Genomic DNA, 17,313 nt, shown 5'->3' with positions numbered 1-17,313 from the left:
CGACAATGCACCTCATGGGACATGTCGAGGCCGCGCATCTGGAGTACTACCTTCCCGACGGGAGGGTCCTGCTCGCGGACGCCTCCTTCCGGGTCGGGGAGGGCGCCGTCGTCGCCCTGGTCGGGGCCAACGGCGCCGGTAAGACCACACTGCTCCGGATGATCTCCGGGGAGCTCCAGCCGCACGGCGGCTCGGTCACGGTGAGCGGCGGGCTCGGTGTGATGCCGCAGTTCGTCGGCTCGGTGAGGGACGAGCGTACGGTCCGCGACCTGCTGGTCTCGGTCGCCCAGCCGCGCATCCGCGAGGCGGCGAAGGCGGTCGACGCGGCCGAGCACCTGATCATGACGGTCGACGACGAGGCCGCGCAGATGGCGTACGCGCAGGCCCTCAGCGACTGGGCGGAGGTCCAGGGGTACGAGGCCGAGACCGTCTGGGACATGTGCACGATGGCCGCGCTCGGCGTCCCGTACGAGAAGGCGCAGTTCCGCGAGGTCCGTACGCTCAGCGGCGGTGAGCAGAAGCGACTGGTCCTGGAGTCGCTGCTGCGCGGCGGTGACGAGGTGCTGCTGCTCGACGAGCCGGACAACTACCTCGACGTCCCCGGCAAGCGGTGGCTGGAGGAGCGGCTGCGGGAGACCCGTAAGACCGTGCTCTTCATCTCCCACGACCGGGAGCTGCTCGCCCGGGCGGCGCAGAAGATCATCGCGGTCGAGCCGGGCCCTGCCGGGTCGGACGTCTGGGTGCACGGCGGAGGCTTCGAGACCTTCCACGACGCGCGGCGGGAGCGGTTCGCCCGCTTCGAGGAGCTGAAGCGGCGCTGGGAGGAGAAGCACGCGCAGCTGAAGAAGCTGGTGGTCAACCTGCGGCAGGCGGCTGCGGTCAGCCACGAGATGGCGTCCCGGTACGCGGCGGCGCAGACCCGGCTGAAGAAGTTCGAGGAGGCCGGCCCGCCGCCGGAGCCGCCGCGCGAGCAGGACATCCGGATGCGGCTGCGCGGCGGGCGGACCGGCGTACGGGCCGTGACCTGCGAGAACCTTGAGCTGACCGGTCTGATGAAGCCGTTCTCGCTGGAGATCTTCTACGGCGAGCGGGTCGCGGTCCTCGGCTCGAACGGGTCGGGCAAGTCGCACTTCCTGCGGCTGCTCGCCGGGGATCCGTCCGTGGCGCACACGGGCCTGTGGAAGACGGGCGCGCGGGTGGTCCCGGGCCACTTCGCGCAGACCCACGCCCACCCGGAGCTCCAGGGCCGTTCCCTCGTGGACATCCTCTGGTCGGAGCACGCCAAGGACCGCGGCGGGGCGATGTCGGTCCTGCGGCGGTACGAGCTGGAGGCGCAGGGCGACCAGCCCTTCGACAAGCTCTCCGGCGGCCAGCAGGCCCGCTTCCAGATCCTGCTCCTGGAGCTCTCGGGCACGACGGCCCTGCTGCTCGACGAACCGACGGACAACCTGGACCTGGAGTCGGCGGAGGCGCTGCAGGACGGACTGGAGTCGTACGACGGCACGGTGCTCGCCGTCACGCACGACCGCTGGTTCGCGAAGACCTTCGACCGCTACCTGGTCTTCGGCTCGGACGGGGTCGTACGGGAGACCCCCGAGCCGGTCTGGGACGAGCGCCGGGTCGACCGGGTGCGCTGACCCGGCGTCCCGCGGCGTTTTGACCGGTCGGGGGCGGCGCGGGTACTGTTGCGGTTTGTTATGCGTATTGGCTTCGTCGTTCTCACGCGAAGGGCCCTTACGCAGGTTCCCTGGAGCAGTTACCAGTGGCTCGCATACGGGCGGTGTTCCCGGCAGTGCAGGCCCCAGCTGCATGATCGCTTCAGGTGTGTCTGGACTCCATCCACTGAAGAAGCGAAGGCTACGAAGTGCGTACGTACAGCCCCAAGCCCGGCGATGTCACTCGCCAGTGGCACATCATCGACGCTCAGGACGTTGTCCTGGGCCGTCTGGCGACGACGGCTGCGAACCTCCTGCGAGGCAAGCACAAGCCCGTCTACGCGCCCCACATGGACATGGGCGACTTCGTCATCATCATCAACGCTGACAAGGTCCACCTCTCCGGCAACAAGAAGACCCAGAAGCTGGCGTACCGCCACTCCGGCTTCCCGGGTGGTCTGCGCTCCGTCCGTTACGACGAGCTGCTGGAGAAGAACCCCGAGAAGGCCGTCGAGAAGGCCATCAAGGGCATGATCCCCAAGAACACCCTGGGCCGTCAGATGCTCTCGAAGCTGAAGGTCTACGCGGGCGAGAACCACCCGCACGCTGCCCAGCAGCCGGTCCCGTTCGAGATCACCCAGGTCGCGCAGTAGTTCCGGCCACACCCCCTAAGAACGAAAGAAATCTGAGGAGAATCGTGGCCGAGACCACTGTTGAGAACCCCATCGAGGGCGAGGAGACCTACGCCGAGGTCACCACCTTCGAGTCCGAGGTCCCCGTCGAGGGCGAGTACACCTCGGAGTCCCTGGCTTCCCGCTTCGGTGACCCGCAGCCGGCCGCCGGCCTGGGCCGTCGCAAGAACGCCATCGCCCGCGTCCGGATCGTCCCGGGCACCGGCAAGTGGAAGATCAACGGGCGTACGCTCGAGGACTACTTCCCGAACAAGGTGCACCAGCAGGAAGTCAACGAGCCCTTCAAGGTGCTCGAGCTCGACAACCGCTACGACGTCATCGCCCGCATCGCGGGTGGCGGTGTCTCCGGTCAGGCCGGCGCCCTGCGCCTCGGCGTGGCCCGCGCCCTGAACGAGGCGGACGTGGAGAACAACCGCGGTCCGCTGAAGAAGGCCGGCTTCCTCTCGCGTGACGACCGTGCGGTCGAGCGCAAGAAGGCCGGTCTCAAGAAGGCCCGTAAGGCCCCGCAGTACAGCAAGCGTTAATCGCCTGCTCGGTCTGCTTTGCACGTACGCCCCGGCGGCACTGCCCGTGCTGCCGGGGCGTACGTCTTTTCCTCCCCCTGGGTCCTTTCGGACAGCTTTGACGTGAAAACGGGCATCAGGCGCTCAGGGGATCGCATTTTCGGAGCAGTTTCGGAGGACAGCTGTGGGACGACTCTTCGGCACGGACGGCGTGCGCGGTGTTGCCAACGCGGATCTGACGGCGGAGCTCGCGCTCGGCCTGTCGGTCGCGGCGGCGCACGTGCTCGCCGAGGCGGGGACCTTCGAGGGCCATCGGCCGACCGCGGTGGTCGGGCGTGACCCCCGTGCGTCGGGAGAGTTCCTGGAGGCCGCCGTCGTGGCGGGCCTCGCGAGCGCGGGCGTCGACGTCCTGCGCGTCGGCGTCCTGCCCACGCCCGCCGTGGCGTACCTCACCGGAGCGCTCGGCGCCGACCTCGGTGTGATGCTCTCCGCCAGCCACAACGCGATGCCCGACAACGGCATCAAGTTCTTCGCCCGCGGCGGTCACAAGCTCGCCGACGAGCTGGAGGACCGGATCGAGTCCGTCTACGAGGAGCACCGCACCGGCGCCCCGTGGGAGCGGCCGACCGGCTCCGGCGTCGGCCGGGTCCGTGACTACGACGAGGGCTTCGACAAGTACGTCGCCCACCTCATCGCCGTCCTGCCGAACCGGCTCGACGGGCTCAAGGTCGTCCTCGACGAGGCGCACGGCGCGGCCTCGCGCGTGTCGCCCGAGGCGTTCGCCCGGGCCGGCGCCGAGGTCATCACGATCGGCGCGGAGCCCGACGGCCTCAACATCAACGACGGCTGCGGCTCCACCCACCTCGGCCTGCTGAAGGCCGCCGTCGTCGAGCACGGCGCCCACTTCGGCATCGCCCACGACGGTGACGCGGACCGCTGCCTCGCCGTGGACGCCGCCGGCGAGGAGGTCGACGGCGACCAGATCCTCGCCGTGCTGGCGCTCGCCATGCGCGAGGCCGGGACGCTGCGCGGCGACACCGTCGTCGCGACCGTGATGTCCAACCTCGGCTTCAAGCTCGCCATGGAGCGCGAGGGCCTCCAGCTGGTGCAGACGGCGGTCGGCGACCGGTACGTCCTGGAGTCCATGAAGGAGCACGGCTTCGCGCTCGGCGGCGAGCAGTCCGGGCACGTCATCGTGCTCGACCACGCCACCACCGGCGACGGCACCCTCACCGGCATGATGCTGGCGGCGCGGGTCGCGGCCACCGGCAAGTCCCTCGCGGAGCTGGCCGGGGTGATGGAGCGGCTGCCGCAGGTCCTCGTCAACGTGCCCGACGTGGACAGGTCGCGGGTGCAGACCTCGGGCGAGCTGGCCGCCGCGGTCGGCGACGCCGAGCGCGAGCTGGGCGCCACCGGCCGGGTGCTGCTCCGCCCCTCCGGCACCGAGCCGCTCGTACGGGTCATGGTCGAGGCCGCCGACATCGAGCAGGCGCGGGCCGTGGCCGGCCGTCTGGCCGACGTGGTGAAGTCCGCGCTCGGCTAGGCCTTCGCGCCTAGAACTTCCGTGGCGCACCCGGCGGGCGGGTCATCCGTCCCCGCTGGGTGCGCCACAGCAGTTTCCAGCCGATGAGGGTGAGGACGCCGGCGACGATGATGCCGCCCAGGTTGATCAGCAACTGCTCGGCGGAGCCCCACATCTGGACCAGATCGCCGTAGCTGAGGGCCACGGCGGCGTTCGCGGCCGCCGGGACGGTCGTCACCGAGATCGCCACGCCGACCAGCACCCCGGCCTTGGACGACGTCATCGAGACGACCCCGGCCACCCCCGCGAGCAGCGCGACGACGAACGAGAACGGGTCGGGCTGGAAGATGAAGCCGGTGTTCGGACGCTGCGCGTCGAGCATCCCCTCGCGGAACAGGCCGAAGGCGTCCATCACCAGGCTGAAGAGGGTCGTCGCCGCGATCGCCGCCGCGAAACCCACCAGCAGGGCGACCAGCGAGCGCAGGGCGGCCCGCCGCTCCCGGCGCACCAGGCCGGTGCTGATCCCGGCGAGCGGGCCGAACTCGGGGCCGACCGCCATGGCGCCCACGATCAGGACCGCGTTGTCCAGGACGACACCGCAGGCCGCGATCATCGTCGCGACGATCATCAGGGCCGCGTAGGTGATCGTGAGGGTGGACTCCTCCTGGGAGGTCTCCGTGAGCTGCTCCCAGATCACCGCGTCCGCCGCCTCGCCCGGCGCCTCCTCCTCCGCCAGTCCGGCGCGGTCGGAGAGCGACAGGCCGATGTCGTCGACGGCGATCGAACCGACCTTGTCGATCTCCAACTTCCGGAGCCCGTAAAGGAGTTCATCGCCCGCCTCGCGGGCCACGTCGACCATGACGATGTCGCCCTCGGGGTCGCGGGCGGCGCCCTTGAGCACCGCGAGATGGGTGGTGCCCACGGTCGTGTCGATCAGGTCGAGCACGGCGTCCGTGCGGACGGACGGGGAGATGATCCGCAGATGCAGCATGGCCGCACCCTAACGGGGTTCAGAGTTTGCGCAGGGACAGTCGCTGAACCTTGTGATCCGGCCCCTTGCGCACGACGAGAGTCGCGCGGCCACGCGTCGGCGCCACGTTCTCCAGCAGGTTCACCTTGTTGATGGTCCGCCACATCGTCCGCGCGTAGTCCAGGGCCTCCTCCTCGGAGACCTGGGTGTAGCGCTGGAAGTACGAGAACGGGTTCTGGAACGCCGTCTCGCGCAGCTTGCGGAAGCGGTTGAGGTACCAGCGCTCGATGTCCTCGGGCCGGGCGTCCACGTACACCGAGAAGTCGAAGTAGTCGGCGAGGCCGACCCGCGTCCTGCCATCCTTGCCGGGCAGCGCCGGCTGGAGGACGTTGAGCCCCTCGACGATCAGGATGTCGGGGCGGCGGACCACGAGCCGTTCGCCCGGCACGATGTCGTAGATCAGGTGGGAGTAGACGGGGGCGGTGACCTCCTCCTTGCCCGCCTTGATGTCGGCGACGAAGCGGGTCAGCGCCCGGCGGTCGTACGACTCCGGGAAGCCCTTACGGGACATCAGCCCGCGTGCCTTCAGCTCCTCCATCGGGTAGAGGAAGCCGTCGGTGGTGACGAGCTCCACGCGCGGGTGCTCCGGCCAGCGGGCGAGCAGCGCCTGGAGGAGACGGGCCACGGTGGACTTGCCGACGGCGACGGAGCCGGCGACCCCTATGACGAAGGGGGTGCCGCGCTGCTCCGCGCGCTCCCCGAGGAAGGTGTTGAGCGCCCCGCGCAGCCCGCTGGTGGCCTGCACGTACAGGTTGAGGAGCCGGGACAGCGGCAGATAGACGTCCCGGACCTCGTCCAGGTCGATGACGTCGCCGAGCCCCCGCAGCCGCTCCACCTCCTCGGCGGAGAGCGGGAGCGGCGTCTTGTCGCGCAGCGCGCTCCACTCGGCCCGGGTGAGGTCGACGTAGGGCGTGGCCTCGGGCCGGCGCTGGCTTCGTGGCGGCGAAGTGATCACCCCGCCATTGTCTCGGGTGCGGGGCGGTTGTGGGTCGTGGGCTCGGTCACGCGAAGAAGCTGTTGTCGGGCGTCCGCCATGGGGCGATCATGCGGGGCGCTCGCGGGGGTGACTGCCTCGGTGACGGGGTGCCCGCGTGGGTGACTGCGGGATGTGCGCGGGGGCGGTCCGAGGCCTGTGCCTTCGCCGGGCGGGCCGCCGCGGACCGTCATCGACGCGCAGTCGGCCGAGCTCGGCCGACTCCGGGCCTCCGGGCGGGTTCGGTCGTAGGCTGCCGACATGTGCGGAATCGTGGGTTACGTCGGCGGGCAGTCGGCGCTTGATGTGGTGATCGCGGGCCTCAAGCGGCTCGAGTACCGGGGCTACGACTCGGCCGGCGTCGCGGTGCTCTCCGACGGGGGACTGGCCGCGGCGAAGAGGGCGGGCAAGCTCGTCAACCTGGACAAGGAGCTGGTGGACCGGCCGCTGCCGAGCGGCTCCACCGGCATCGGACACACCCGCTGGGCCACCCACGGCGGGCCGACCGATGCCAACGCGCACCCGCATCTCGACAACGCGGGGCGCGTGGCCGTCGTCCACAACGGGATCATCGAGAACTTCGCCGCCCTGCGCGCGGAGCTGGAGGAGCGCGGCCACGACCTGGTCTCCGAGACGGACACCGAGGTCGTGGCCCATCTGCTCGCCGAGGAGTTCTCGTCCTGCGGGGACCTGGCGGAGGCGATGCGGCTGGTCTGCCGGCGGCTCGACGGGGCGTTCACCCTGGTCGCCGTGCACGCGGACGAGCCGGACGTCGTCGTCGGCGCGCGCCGCAACTCGCCCCTGGTGGTGGGGGTCGGCGAGGGGGAGTACTTCCTGGCCTCGGACGTGGCGGCCTTCATCGCGCACACCCGTGCGGCGATCGAGCTGGGCCAGGACCAGGTCGTGAAGCTGTCCCGGGAGGGCGTCGAGGTCACCGACTTCGCCGGTACCCCCGCGGACGTCCGGGCGTACCACGTGGACTGGGACGCCTCGGCCGCCGAGAAGGGCGGCTACGACTACTTCATGCTCAAGGAGATCGCCGAACAGCCCAAGGCGGTCGCCGACACCCTCCTCGGCCGGATCGACGCGGACGGCCGCCTCCGGCTCGACGAGGTACGCATCCCCGACGCGGTGCTCCGCGAGGCCGACAAGGTCGTGATCATCGCGTGCGGCACGGCCTTCCACGCCGGGATGATCGCGAAGTACGCCATCGAGCACTGGACCAGGATCCCCTGCGAGGTGGAGCTCGCCAGCGAGTTCCGCTACCGCGATCCGATCCTCGGTCAGAAGACGCTGGTCATCGCGATCTCGCAGTCCGGCGAGACGATGGACACGCTGATGGCGCTGCGCCACGCGCGCGAGCAGGGTGCGAAGGTGCTCGCCGTGTGCAACACGAACGGCTCGACGATTCCCCGGGAATCGGACGCGGTGCTGTACACCCACGCGGGGCCGGAGGTCGCGGTCGCGTCCACGAAGGCGTTCCTGACGCAGCTGGTGGCCTGCTACCTCCTGGCGCTCTACCTGGGGCAGGTGCGGGGCACGAAGTGGGGCGACGAGATCCACGCCGTGGTCCGGGAGCTCTCCCGGATCGCCGACGAGGTCGAGCGGGTCCTGGAGACGATGGAGCCGGTGCGGGCGCTGGCCCGCTCCCTCGCCCACAAGGACACGGTGCTCTTCCTGGGCCGGCACGTCGGCTACCCGGTGGCCCTGGAGGGCGCGCTGAAGCTGAAGGAGCTCGCGTACATGCATGCGGAGGGCTTCGCGGCGGGCGAGCTGAAGCACGGGCCGATCGCGCTCATCGAGAAGGACCTGCCGGTGGTGGTGGTCGTGCCCTCGCCGCGCGGGCGTTCCGTCCTGCACGGCAAGATCGTCTCCAACATCCAGGAGATCCGGGCGCGCGGGGCGCGGACGATCGTGATCGCGGAGGAGGGCGACGAGGCGGTCGTCCCGTACGCCGATCATCTGATCCGCATCCCGGCAACGCCTACGCTGCTTCAGCCGCTGGTCTCCACCGTGCCGCTCCAGGTGTTCGCCTGCGAACTCGCGACGGCGCGGGGCAACGAGGTGGACCAGCCGCGGAACCTGGCGAAATCTGTGACCGTGGAGTGAGCGAATGATCATCGGGGTGGGGATCGACGTGGCCGAGGTGGACCGTTTCGCGGCCTCCGTGGAGCGGACCCCCGGGCTGCTCCAGCGGCTCTTCGTCGAGGGCGAGCTGCTGCTCCCGAGCGGCGAGCGGCGGGGCCCGGCGTCCCTCGCGGTCCGCTTCGCCGCGAAGGAGGCGCTGGCCAAGGCCCTGGGCGCGCCCGCGGGGCTGCACTGGACGGACGCGGAGGTCTATGTGGAGGCCAGCGGCCAGCCCCGGCTGCGCGTACGGGGCACGGTGGCGGCGCGCGCGGCGGAACTGGGCGTCCGCCACTGGCACGTCTCGCTGAGCCACGACGCGGGCGTGGCGTCGGCGGTGGTGATCGCGGAGGGGTAGCGGAGCCCTGTGTGTGAGCCCCGGGGCCCGGCCTGCGCAGGCCGGGCCCCGCGGCTCCGCGCGCGGCCCGGGGCCAGCGGGAGTCGTCGCGCGCGCGTTCGTGACCGGCACCACGGGAGGCGCCGATTAGGTAAGGCAAACCTAAGTTGATTGGGGTTGGGGAGTCAACCCTCGCCTCCGGGCGGTGGCTTGGGAGGTGCGGCAGACTGCGGGGCATGCGTACCGCTTACCGCGTGGAGACCGTACGGGCCGCCGAGGCCGAGCTGATGGCGACGCTGCCCGAGGGCGCGCTGATGCAGCGGGCGGCGGCGGGCCTCGCCGCCGCGTGCCTCTCGCTGCTCGGCCGCGGCCATGTCTACGGGGCGAGGGTCGTCCTGCTCGTCGGCGGCGGGGACAACGGGGGCGACGCCCTCTACGCCGGGGCGCGACTCGCCCGGCGCGGGGCCGGTGTGACGGCCGTCCTGCTCGGCTCGCGGGCCCACGAGCGCGGCCTCGCCGCCCTGCTCGCGGCCGGCGGACGGGTGGCGGAGGACCCCTTCGAGGCGCTCGCCGTGGCCGACCTCGTCCTGGACGGCATCACCGGGATCGGCGGGCGCGGCGGACTGCGGCCCGAGGCGGTCCCGGTCGCCCGGGCGGCGCGCGGCTCGGACGCGGCCGTGGTCGCCGTCGACCTGCCGAGCGGGGTGGACGCGGACTCGGGGCAGGTCGCGGGGGAGGCGCTGCGGGCGGACGCGACGGTGACGTTCGGGGCGTACAAGCCGGGGCTGCTGATCGACCCGGCGCGCGCGTACGCGGGGGCGCTGCGTCTCGTGGACATCGGCCTCGCGGACCACCTGCCGTCCGTGCCGGACGTGGAGGCCCTGCAACACGAGGACGTGGCACGGATGTTGCCCGTCCCGGACGAGGAGAGCGACAAGTACCGGCGGGGCGTGGTGGGTGTCGTGGCCGGCTCCGCGCGCTACCCGGGCGCGGCGGTGCTCGCCGTGACGGGCGCGCTGCGGGGCGGCGCGGGCGCCGTGCGGTACGTGGGGCCGGCCGGGGACGCGGTGATCGCGAGCCACCCGGAGACGCTGGTGCACACGGGCCCGCCCCGGAAGGCGGGGCGCGTGCAGGCGTGGGTCGTCGGGCCGGGCCTCGGCGACGGGCCGGGGGTCGCGGACGCCCTCGCCTCCGACGTGCCGGTCCTGGTGGACGCGGACGGGCTGCGGGACCTCGACCCGGAGGCGGTACGGCGGCGCGGCGCGCCGACCCTGCTCACCCCGCACGCGGGGGAGGCGGCGGCGCTGCTCGGCACCTCGCGGGAGTCGGTGGAGGCGGAGCGGCTCACGGCGGTACGGGAGTTGGCGGCGCGCTTCGGGGCGACGGTGCTGCTGAAGGGCTCGACGACGCTGGTGGCCGAGGATTCGGGTCCGGTACGGGTGAACCCGACGGGCACGTCGTGGCTGGCGACGGCGGGGAGCGGGGACGTGCTGTCCGGCCTCGCGGGGTCGCTGCTCGCGGCGGGCCTGCGGGCGCGGGACGCGGCCTCGGCGGCCGCGTATCTGCACGGCCTGGCGGCGCGCCGGGCGTCGGGCGGCGCGCCGATCGCGGCGAGCGACGTGGCGGCGGCCCTGCCGGAGGCGTGGCGCGACGTGACGACGTAGGCCACGGGGCCCTGTTGGCCCCCGACCCCGGTGCTCGTCCCCGGGTCTGGCCCTGTTGACCCCGCCCCCCCCCGTACTCGTCCCCGGGCCGGGCGCCGTTGGCCCCCCGTCAGCCGTCGTCGGGCGCCCGTCACCGTCGTCGGGCGCGCGGAGGGCCGGGTTGTCGCGGCCGTCGCGGCGACGGGGCGGGTGCGCGGGTGACCGGGTCGACAGCACGGGAAAGCGGCTCGGGAGCCGACACCTGAGAGACTGGGCGCGATGACTGAGACACCGCCGCCCCGCAGAGCCCGCGCCGAGATCGACCTCGGTGCGCTGCGTGCGAACGTCCGCACGCTGCGTGCCCGTGTCGCGCCCCACGCCCAGGTGATGGCCGTGGTCAAGGCCGACGCGTACGGACACGGCGCCGTCCGCTGTGCCCGCGCCGCGCTCGAAGCGGGCGTCGGCTGGCTCGGCACCGCCACCCCGCACGAGGCGCTCGCCCTGCGCGCCGCCGGCCTCACGGACGCGCGGATCCTGTGCTGGCTCTGGACCCCGGGCGACCCCTTCGCCGAGGGCGTCGAGGCCGGTCTCGACATCACCGTCAGCGGGCTCTGGGCCCTGCGCGAGGTCGTCGCGGCGGTACGGGAGACGGGCCGGCCGGCCCGTGTCCAGCTCAAGGCCGACACCGGGCTCGGCCGCAACGGCTGCCAGCCCGCCGACTGGGCCGAACTCGTCGGCGAGGCCCTCAAGGCGGAGAAGGACGGACTGGTCACGGTCACCGGGCTCTGGTCGCACTTCGCCTGCGCCGACGAGCCGGGCCACCCCTCCATCGCCTCGCAGCTCGACGTGTTCCGCACGATGCTCGACTACGCCGAGAAGGCCGGCGTCCGGCCCGAGGTCCGGCACATCGCCAACTCCCCGGCCACGCTCACCCTGCCCGAGACCCACTTCGACCTGGTCCGTCCCGGCATCGCCATGTACGGCGTCTCACCCGCCCCGGAGCTCGGCACCCCCGCCGACTTCGGCCTGCGGCCGGTGATGACGCTCAAGGCGAGCATCGCACTGGTGAAGCAGGTCCCCGGCGGGCACGGCGTCAGCTACGGACACCACTACGTCACCGAGGGCGAGACGCACCTCGGCCTGGTGCCGGTCGGGTACGCCGACGGGATCCCGCGTCACGCCTCGGGCCGCGGCCCCGTCCTGGTCGGCGACCGGGTGCGCCGGGTGGCCGGCCGGGTCGCCATGGACCAGTTCGTCGTGGACCTCGGCGGGGACACCGTCGAGCCCGGCGCCGACGCCGTGCTCTTCGGCCCCGGCGACCGGGGCGAGCCGACCGCCCAGGACTGGGCCGAGGCCGCCGACACCATCGCGTACGAGATCGTCACCCGCATCGGCGCGCGGGTCCCGCGCGTCTACGTGAACGGCTGAGTACCTACCGAACAGGGGAGCGGAAGTGAGCGAGTCCAGCACCGACAACTGGCGGCGTGCCGGGCTCGCCGGTGCCGCGATAGGCGTCCTGGCCGCCGGCGCGGCGGCCGGCGTCGCCGTCGAGCGGCTCACGGTCGGGCGCGGCATGCGGCAGAAGGCCCGCCTCGCCCTCGACGCCACCGCGCCCTACGGCTCCCTGCGCGGCACCCCCGGCAAGGCGCCCGCGGACGACGGTACCGAGCTGTACTACGAGACCGACGAGGTCGAGTCGGACGCCCCGGCGCCCCGCCGCCGCAGACTCTTCGGCCGTAAGGCGCCGGCGCCCGTCACCGTCGTCTTCAGCCACGGCTACTGCCTCGGGCAGGACTCCTGGCACTTCCAGCGCGAGGCGCTGCGCGGACTGGTCCGTACCGTCTACTGGGACCAGCGCAGCCACGGCCGCTCCGGCCGGGGCGTCGCCCAGTCCGGGCCCGACGGCGTGCCCGTCTCCATCGACCAGCTGGGCCGCGACCTCAGGGCCGTCATCGACGCCGCGGCGCCCGAGGGGCCGCTGGTCCTGGTCGGGCACTCGATGGGCGGCATGACGATCATGGCCCTCGCCGACCGGTACCCGGAACTCGTCCGCGAGCGCGTCGTCGGCGTCGCCTTCGTCGGTACGTCGGCGGGGAGGCTGGGCGAGGTGAACTACGGACTGCCGACGGCCGGGGTCAACGCGGTGCGGCGGGTCCTGCCGGGTGTGCTCAAGGCGCTCGGCGCGCAGGCGGAGCTCGTGGAGCGGGGCCGCAGGGCTACGGCCGACCTGTTCGCCGGGCTGATCAAGAAGTACTCCTTCTCTTCCCGGGACGTGGACCCGGCCGTCGCCCGGTTCGCCGAGCGGATGATCGAGTCCACCCCGATCGACGTGGTGGCGGAGTTCTACCCGGCCTTCGCCGAGCACGACAAGGCGGCGGCGCTCGCGGCCTTCGTCGACGTACCGGCGCTCGCGCTCGCCGGCGACCGGGACCTGGTCACCCCCAGCTCGCACACCGAGGCGATCGCCGACCTGCTGCCGGAGGCGGAGCTGGTCATCGTGCCCGACGCCGGGCACCTGGTGATGCTGGAGCACCCCGAGGCGGTCACGGACCGGCTCGCGGACCTGTTGGCGAAGGTGGGAGCGGTGCCCGCGACCGCGGCCAAGGCGGGGGCCGGCACCCGTTAGGTTGGCCCGTATGGAAGAACCGCACTCCGCTGCCACCCTCGACATCGACTCCCCGGAGGAGATGCAGGAGATCGGCCGTCGTCTGGCGAAGCTGCTGCGCCCGGGCGACCTCGTGATGCTGACCGGCGAACTCGGCGCCGGAAAGACGACGCTCACCCGCGGCCTGGGCGAGGGCCTCGGCGTGCGCGGCGCCGTCACCTCCCCGACCTTCGTCATCGCCCGCGTCCACCCGTCACTGGTCGGTGGACCGGCGCTGGTCCACGTCGACGCGTACCGCCTCGGCGGCGGCCTCGACGAGATGGAGGACCTCGACCTGGACGTCTCGCTGCCCGATTCGGTGATCGTCGTGGAGTGGGGCGACGGCAAGGTCGAGGACCTCACGGACGACCGGCTGCACGTCCTGATCCACCGGGTGGTGGGCGACACCGACGACGACCGGCGCACGCTGGTGCTGCGCGGGATCGGAGCGCGCTGGGCGGACGAGAACCTCGCGCTGAGCTGAACGTACGTAGGTTCCGACAAGGTGTCGGGAAGATGTTGCGTCGGTCGCACGAGCCGTGGTGACATGGATGCACGAGCTGGTTAGGTGTACCTAACCTACGGGAGGCATGCATGGCGACGCCAGAGGGCGCGGAAGCGCGGATCTCGCGGATCTCGATGAGTGACCTGCTCGCGTCCTGTGCGGCGGCGAACGTGGTGTCGACACCCCCGCGTGAGAGAGAGCCCGAGGACGGCCGGCCGGAGGCCGCCGCTCCGGACGTCGAGCGCGATGCGGCGTAACCCGTTCGGGCGAACGTCGGCCGTCGTACGGCGACGGCCGACGCGGCGAGGTGTGCGTGCGCTCGGTGCGCGGCTGCGTGAAGGGGCTGTTCCGCTCCGGCGGGCGGACTCTCGGCCGGTGTCAATGCTGTTCCGGCCTCTGCGTGGCGGGCCGTGGCCGCCGGTGTCGCGCCGTCGCTAGGCGACGACCACGACCTTCGCGCCGATCGACGCGAACGTCCACATCGCGTCGCCGTCCGCCCGCTTCATCCGGATGCCGCCCGTCTTCCGCGCGGGGTCCGGCGTCGGGAGCGTGCCGTCGACCGCCGCGCTGAAGCCGATCGAGACGTCCTGCTCGGTCGTGAACCGCACCACGTGCTCGATCTGCACCCCGTCCGAACCGCGGACCGAGCCCGAACGGGACGTCACGGTGTACGCCCCGGGCACCGGGTGGACCGTGCTCGGTACGACCGAGAAGGTGTGCGTGGCCTGGCCCTTCGCGTCCACCAGCCAGACCCGGCGCTCGGCCAGCGCGTACACGACGCGCGCCCCGCGGCCCGAGTCCGCCGGCACGGCGAGCGGGTCCTTGACAGGCTTCCGGGGGCCGCCGGTCGCGGCGGAGGAAGGGGCCGACGCGGGGGTCCTCGGCTTCGCCGAGACGTCCGCGGGCGCGTTCGCCGACGCCTGGTAGGCGAGGAAGGCGACCGCGGCGACCGCCGCCGCCGTGAGCCCGGCCACGAATCCCGAGCTGCTCCGTGCCACCCTGCTGCCCACCTCTCTCCCCCGGAGCCTTCGGCCCGGGAGGTACCCCCATACCTGTTCGACGTGACGGTAGCAGTCGCCGGAGGGTGGGACGGGGCGCCGTGCGGACCGGCCGGGAGCCGTAGGCTGTTTGCGTGCTCTTGCTCGCCATGGATACCGCCACGCCCGCCGTCACCGTCGCCCTGCACGACGGTGAATCCGTCGTCGCCGAGTCGACGCAGGTCGACGCCCGCCGCCACGGGGAGCTGCTGCTGCCCGCCGTCGACCGGGTCCTGAAAGAGGCCGGGCTGAAGCTCGACGCGGTCACCGGGATCGTGGTCGGCGTCGGACCGGGGCCGTACACCGGACTGCGCGTCGGACTCGTCACCGCCGCGACCTTCGCCTCCGCCGTCGGCGTCCCCGTGCACGGTCTGTGCACCCTCGACGGGCTCGCGTACGCCTCCGGGATCGAGGAGCCGTTCGTCGTCGCGACGGACGCGCGCCGCAAGGAGGTCTACTGGGCGCGGTACGAGAACCGCCGTACGCGCGTCACGGACGCCGCCGTCGACCGGCCCGCAGAGATCGCCGAGCAGGTCGCCGGGCTGCCGGTCGTCGGCGCGGGCGCCCGCCTGTACCCCGAGTTTTTCCCGGACGCCCGCGACCCCGAGCACCAGTCCGCGGGCGCGCTGGCCGCCCTCGCCGCGGAACGGCTCGCGGCGGGCGCCGACTTCCTCGACCCGCTGCCGATGTACCTGCGCCGCCCCGACGCCCAGGTGCCGAAGAACTACAAGGTGGTCACGCCCAAGTGACCGCCGTGACGTCCGCCGACGGCGCCGTCCTGCGCGAGATGCGCTGGTGGGACATCGGGCCGGTGCTCGTCCTCGAACACGAGCTGTTCCCCGAGGACGCCTGGTCCGAGGGGATGTTCTGGTCCGAGCTGGCCCACTCCCGCGGCCCGCGCGCCACCCGCCGGTACGTCGTCGCGGAGGCCGGCGGGAAGCTCGTCGGCTATGCCGGACTCGCCGCCGCCGGCGGCCTCGGCGACGTCCAGACGATCGCCGTCGCCCGCGACCAGTGGGGCACCGGCCTCGGCGCGCGGCTGCTCACCGATCTGCTCCAGCACGCCACCGCGTTCGAGTGCGACGAGGTGCTGCTGGAGGTACGGGTGGACAACACCCGTGCCCAGAAGCTGTACGAGCGCTTCGGCTTCGAGCCGATCGGCTTCCGCCGCGGCTACTACCAGCCGGGCAACGTCGACGCGCTCGTGATGCGACTGACCGTTCAAGCAACTGAGACCGAAACTGGAACTGATTCCGATGGCTGCTGACGAACCGCTCGTACTCGGTATCGAGACCTCCTGCGACGAGACCGGGGTCGGCATCGTCCGGGGCACGACGCTGCTCGCCGACGCCGTCGCCTCCAGCGTCGACACCCACGCCCGCTTCGGCGGTGTCGTACCCGAGATCGCCTCCCGCGCGCATCTGGAGGCGATGGTCCCGACCATCGAACGTGCCCTGAAGGACGCCGGGATCTCCGCCAGGGACCTGGACGGCATCGCGGTCACGGCGGGCCCCGGCCTGGCCGGAGCGCTGCTCGTCGGCGTCTCGGCGGCCAAGGCGTACGCGTACGCGCTGGGCAAGCCGCTCTACGGCGTGAACCACCTGGCCTCGCACATCTGCGTCGACCAGCTGGAGCACGGCCCGCTCCCCGAGCCCACGATGGCGCTCCTCGTCTCCGGCGGACACTCCTCGCTGCTCCTCGCCCCCGACATCACCGCAGACGTCCGGCCGTTGGGCGCGACCATCGACGACGCGGCCGGCGAGGCCTTCGACAAGATCGCGCGCGTGCTCGACCTCGGCTTCCCCGGCGGCCCGGTCATCGACCGGCTGGCCAGGGAAGGCGACCCGAACGCGATCGCCTTCCCGCGCGGGCTCAGCGGCTCGAAGGACCCGGCTTACGACTTCTCCTTCTCCGGCCTCAAGACGGCGGTCGCCCGCTGGATCGAGGCCAGGCGCGCGGCGGGCGAGGAGGTGCCGGTACGGGACGTGGCGGCGTCCTTCCAGGAGGCTGTCGTCGACGTGCTCACCCGGAAGGCCGTACGCGCCTGCAAGGACGAGGGCGTCGACCACCTGATGATCGGCGGCGGGGTCGCGGCCAACTCGCGGCTGCGGGCGCTGGCCCAGGAGCGGTGCGAGCGGGCCGGGATCCGGCTGCGGGTGCCGCGGCCCGGGCTGTGCACGGACAACGGCGCGATGGTCGCGGCCCTGGGCGCGGAGATGGTGGCCCGCAACCGGCCGGCCTCCGACCTGGAGCTGTCGGCGGACTCGTCCCTGCCGGTGACCGACCCGCACGTGCCGGGCGCGCACCATCACGACCACGACCACGACCACGACCACGTGCACGAGATCAGCAAGGAGAACCTCTACTCGTGATCCTCACGCTCATGTGGGAGGCCCGGGCGGTCCAGGGCCGGGGCGCCGAACTCCTGGAGTGGGCGCGGGCGCAGGAGCTTCCGTACGAGCCGGTGCGGCGCGAGACCTTCCGGGCGCCGCAGGACCGTGTCCTCGTGCTGACCTGGTGGGGCGTCACGGCGTCCGACGCCGAGCTGCCCGAGCTGCCCGAGCCGGCGGCCGACCTGATCACCCGGCCGGTGCACCGCTGGCGCTTCGAGTCCGTGGACTGAGGCAACCTCCCGGCCGCGTTCGACA

Annotated in this window: 18 protein-coding genes; 15 read left to right on the top strand and 3 right to left on the bottom strand. The window is 72.5% G+C overall.

From position 1 onward, the window contains the following. Positions 1-14: 14 nt before the first annotated feature. The 4 genes from M5362_RS21810 (at position 15) to glmM (ending at position 4,393) form a co-directional block, all read left to right on the top strand. On the top strand, positions 15-1,637 hold the full coding sequence (locus tag M5362_RS21810) for an ABC-F family ATP-binding cassette domain-containing protein (RefSeq protein ID WP_260229384.1): 1,623 nt from the start codon (positions 15-17) through the stop codon (positions 1,635-1,637). Between the two features lie 227 nt (positions 1,638-1,864). Next, positions 1,865-2,308 (top strand): 50S ribosomal protein L13, encoded by a 444-nt coding sequence (gene rplM / locus M5362_RS21805; RefSeq protein WP_260229383.1) that lies wholly within the window; start codon positions 1,865-1,867, stop codon positions 2,306-2,308. A gap of 44 nt (positions 2,309-2,352) precedes the next feature. After that, positions 2,353-2,871, top strand: coding sequence for a 30S ribosomal protein S9 (gene rpsI / locus M5362_RS21800; RefSeq protein ID WP_260229382.1), 519 nt, complete (start codon positions 2,353-2,355; stop codon positions 2,869-2,871). A gap of 163 nt (positions 2,872-3,034) precedes the next feature. Continuing rightward, positions 3,035-4,393: a phosphoglucosamine mutase gene (gene glmM, locus M5362_RS21795; protein ID WP_260229381.1), complete on the top strand. Its 1,359-nt coding sequence runs from the start codon at positions 3,035-3,037 to the stop codon at positions 4,391-4,393. Positions 4,394-4,403: 10 nt separating this feature from the next. Here glmM and M5362_RS21790 read toward each other — a convergent pair whose 3' ends face one another. Further along, positions 4,404-5,363, bottom strand: coding sequence for a DUF389 domain-containing protein (locus M5362_RS21790; protein ID WP_260229380.1), 960 nt, complete (start codon positions 5,361-5,363; stop codon positions 4,404-4,406). A gap of 19 nt (positions 5,364-5,382) precedes the next feature. Then, positions 5,383-6,357 carry a type I pantothenate kinase gene (gene coaA, locus M5362_RS21785; RefSeq protein WP_260229379.1) on the bottom strand — a complete coding sequence of 325 codons (975 nt, stop codon included), beginning with the start codon at positions 6,355-6,357 and terminating at the stop codon, positions 5,383-5,385. Between the two features lie 279 nt (positions 6,358-6,636). Between coaA and glmS the strand changes: the two genes are divergently transcribed. The 7 genes from glmS (at position 6,637) to M5362_RS21750 (ending at position 13,885) form a co-directional block, all read left to right on the top strand. Beyond that, entirely contained in the window at positions 6,637-8,484 is a 1,848-nt protein-coding gene (glmS, locus tag M5362_RS21780; RefSeq protein WP_260229378.1) for a glutamine--fructose-6-phosphate transaminase (isomerizing), read from the top strand. A 4-nt stretch (positions 8,485-8,488) separates the two neighbouring features. Beyond that, positions 8,489-8,857, top strand: coding sequence for a holo-ACP synthase (locus M5362_RS21775; RefSeq protein WP_260229377.1), 369 nt, complete (start codon positions 8,489-8,491; stop codon positions 8,855-8,857). Positions 8,858-9,072: 215 nt separating this feature from the next. Continuing rightward, positions 9,073-10,500 carry an NAD(P)H-hydrate dehydratase gene (locus M5362_RS21770; protein ID WP_260229376.1) on the top strand — a complete coding sequence of 476 codons (1,428 nt, stop codon included), beginning with the start codon at positions 9,073-9,075 and terminating at the stop codon, positions 10,498-10,500. A 258-nt stretch (positions 10,501-10,758) separates the two neighbouring features. Continuing rightward, positions 10,759-11,907: an alanine racemase gene (alr, locus tag M5362_RS21765; protein ID WP_260229375.1), complete on the top strand. Its 1,149-nt coding sequence runs from the start codon at positions 10,759-10,761 to the stop codon at positions 11,905-11,907. A 25-nt stretch (positions 11,908-11,932) separates the two neighbouring features. After that, entirely contained in the window at positions 11,933-13,105 is a 1,173-nt protein-coding gene (locus tag M5362_RS21760) for an alpha/beta fold hydrolase (protein ID WP_260229374.1), read from the top strand. A 10-nt stretch (positions 13,106-13,115) separates the two neighbouring features. Further along, entirely contained in the window at positions 13,116-13,607 is a 492-nt protein-coding gene (gene tsaE, locus M5362_RS21755; RefSeq protein ID WP_260229373.1) for a tRNA (adenosine(37)-N6)-threonylcarbamoyltransferase complex ATPase subunit type 1 TsaE, read from the top strand. Between the two features lie 110 nt (positions 13,608-13,717). Beyond that, positions 13,718-13,885: a hypothetical protein gene (locus M5362_RS21750; RefSeq protein ID WP_260229372.1), complete on the top strand. Its 168-nt coding sequence runs from the start codon at positions 13,718-13,720 to the stop codon at positions 13,883-13,885. Positions 13,886-14,062: 177 nt separating this feature from the next. Here M5362_RS21750 and M5362_RS21745 read toward each other — a convergent pair whose 3' ends face one another. Continuing rightward, positions 14,063-14,602 (bottom strand): hypothetical protein, encoded by a 540-nt coding sequence (locus tag M5362_RS21745; protein WP_260229556.1) that lies wholly within the window; start codon positions 14,600-14,602, stop codon positions 14,063-14,065. A 158-nt stretch (positions 14,603-14,760) separates the two neighbouring features. Between M5362_RS21745 and tsaB the strand changes: the two genes are divergently transcribed. The 4 genes from tsaB to M5362_RS21725 are packed head-to-tail and all read left to right on the top strand — an operon-like array spanning position 14,761 to position 17,288. Then, on the top strand, positions 14,761-15,414 hold the full coding sequence (gene tsaB / locus M5362_RS21740) for a tRNA (adenosine(37)-N6)-threonylcarbamoyltransferase complex dimerization subunit type 1 TsaB (RefSeq protein WP_260229371.1): 654 nt from the start codon (positions 14,761-14,763) through the stop codon (positions 15,412-15,414). A 38-nt stretch (positions 15,415-15,452) separates the two neighbouring features. Further along, complete coding sequence (rimI, locus tag M5362_RS21735) at positions 15,453-15,932, top strand: ribosomal protein S18-alanine N-acetyltransferase (protein ID WP_260229555.1); 480 nt, start codon at positions 15,453-15,455, stop codon at positions 15,930-15,932. Beyond that, positions 15,922-17,037, top strand: coding sequence for a tRNA (adenosine(37)-N6)-threonylcarbamoyltransferase complex transferase subunit TsaD (gene tsaD / locus M5362_RS21730; RefSeq protein ID WP_260229370.1), 1,116 nt, complete (start codon positions 15,922-15,924; stop codon positions 17,035-17,037). The genes rimI and tsaD overlap by 11 nt, the downstream gene beginning before the upstream one ends. Next, on the top strand, positions 17,034-17,288 hold the full coding sequence (locus M5362_RS21725) for a hypothetical protein (protein WP_260229369.1): 255 nt from the start codon (positions 17,034-17,036) through the stop codon (positions 17,286-17,288). The genes tsaD and M5362_RS21725 overlap by 4 nt, the downstream gene beginning before the upstream one ends. The last annotated feature ends 25 nt before the right edge of the window (positions 17,289-17,313 follow it).

It is taken from the genome of Streptomyces sp. Je 1-79, from assembly GCF_025195125.1.
Lineage (GTDB): Bacteria > Actinomycetota > Actinomycetes > Streptomycetales > Streptomycetaceae > Streptomyces.
The sequence above is the reverse complement of the archived record's forward strand: the minus strand, read 5'-3'. Positions and strand labels throughout refer to the sequence as shown.

Coding starts and splice junctions, on each gene's coding strand:
- M5362_RS21775 (WP_260229377.1), top strand. CDS start 8,489: ATGATCATCGGGGTGGGGATCGACGTGGCCGAGGTGGACCGTTTCGCG.
- rimI (WP_260229555.1), top strand. CDS start 15,453: ATGCGCTGGTGGGACATCGGGCCGGTGCTCGTCCTCGAACACGAGCTG.
- M5362_RS21750 (WP_260229372.1), top strand. CDS start 13,718: ATGGCGACGCCAGAGGGCGCGGAAGCGCGGATCTCGCGGATCTCGATG.
- M5362_RS21790 (WP_260229380.1), bottom strand. CDS start 5,363: ATGCTGCATCTGCGGATCATCTCCCCGTCCGTCCGCACGGACGCCGTG.
- M5362_RS21810 (WP_260229384.1), top strand. CDS start 15: ATGGGACATGTCGAGGCCGCGCATCTGGAGTACTACCTTCCCGACGGG.
- alr (WP_260229375.1), top strand. CDS start 10,759: ATGACTGAGACACCGCCGCCCCGCAGAGCCCGCGCCGAGATCGACCTC.
- tsaD (WP_260229370.1), top strand. CDS start 15,922: ATGGCTGCTGACGAACCGCTCGTACTCGGTATCGAGACCTCCTGCGAC.
- tsaE (WP_260229373.1), top strand. CDS start 13,116: ATGGAAGAACCGCACTCCGCTGCCACCCTCGACATCGACTCCCCGGAG.
- glmS (WP_260229378.1), top strand. CDS start 6,637: ATGTGCGGAATCGTGGGTTACGTCGGCGGGCAGTCGGCGCTTGATGTG.
- M5362_RS21770 (WP_260229376.1), top strand. CDS start 9,073: ATGCGTACCGCTTACCGCGTGGAGACCGTACGGGCCGCCGAGGCCGAG.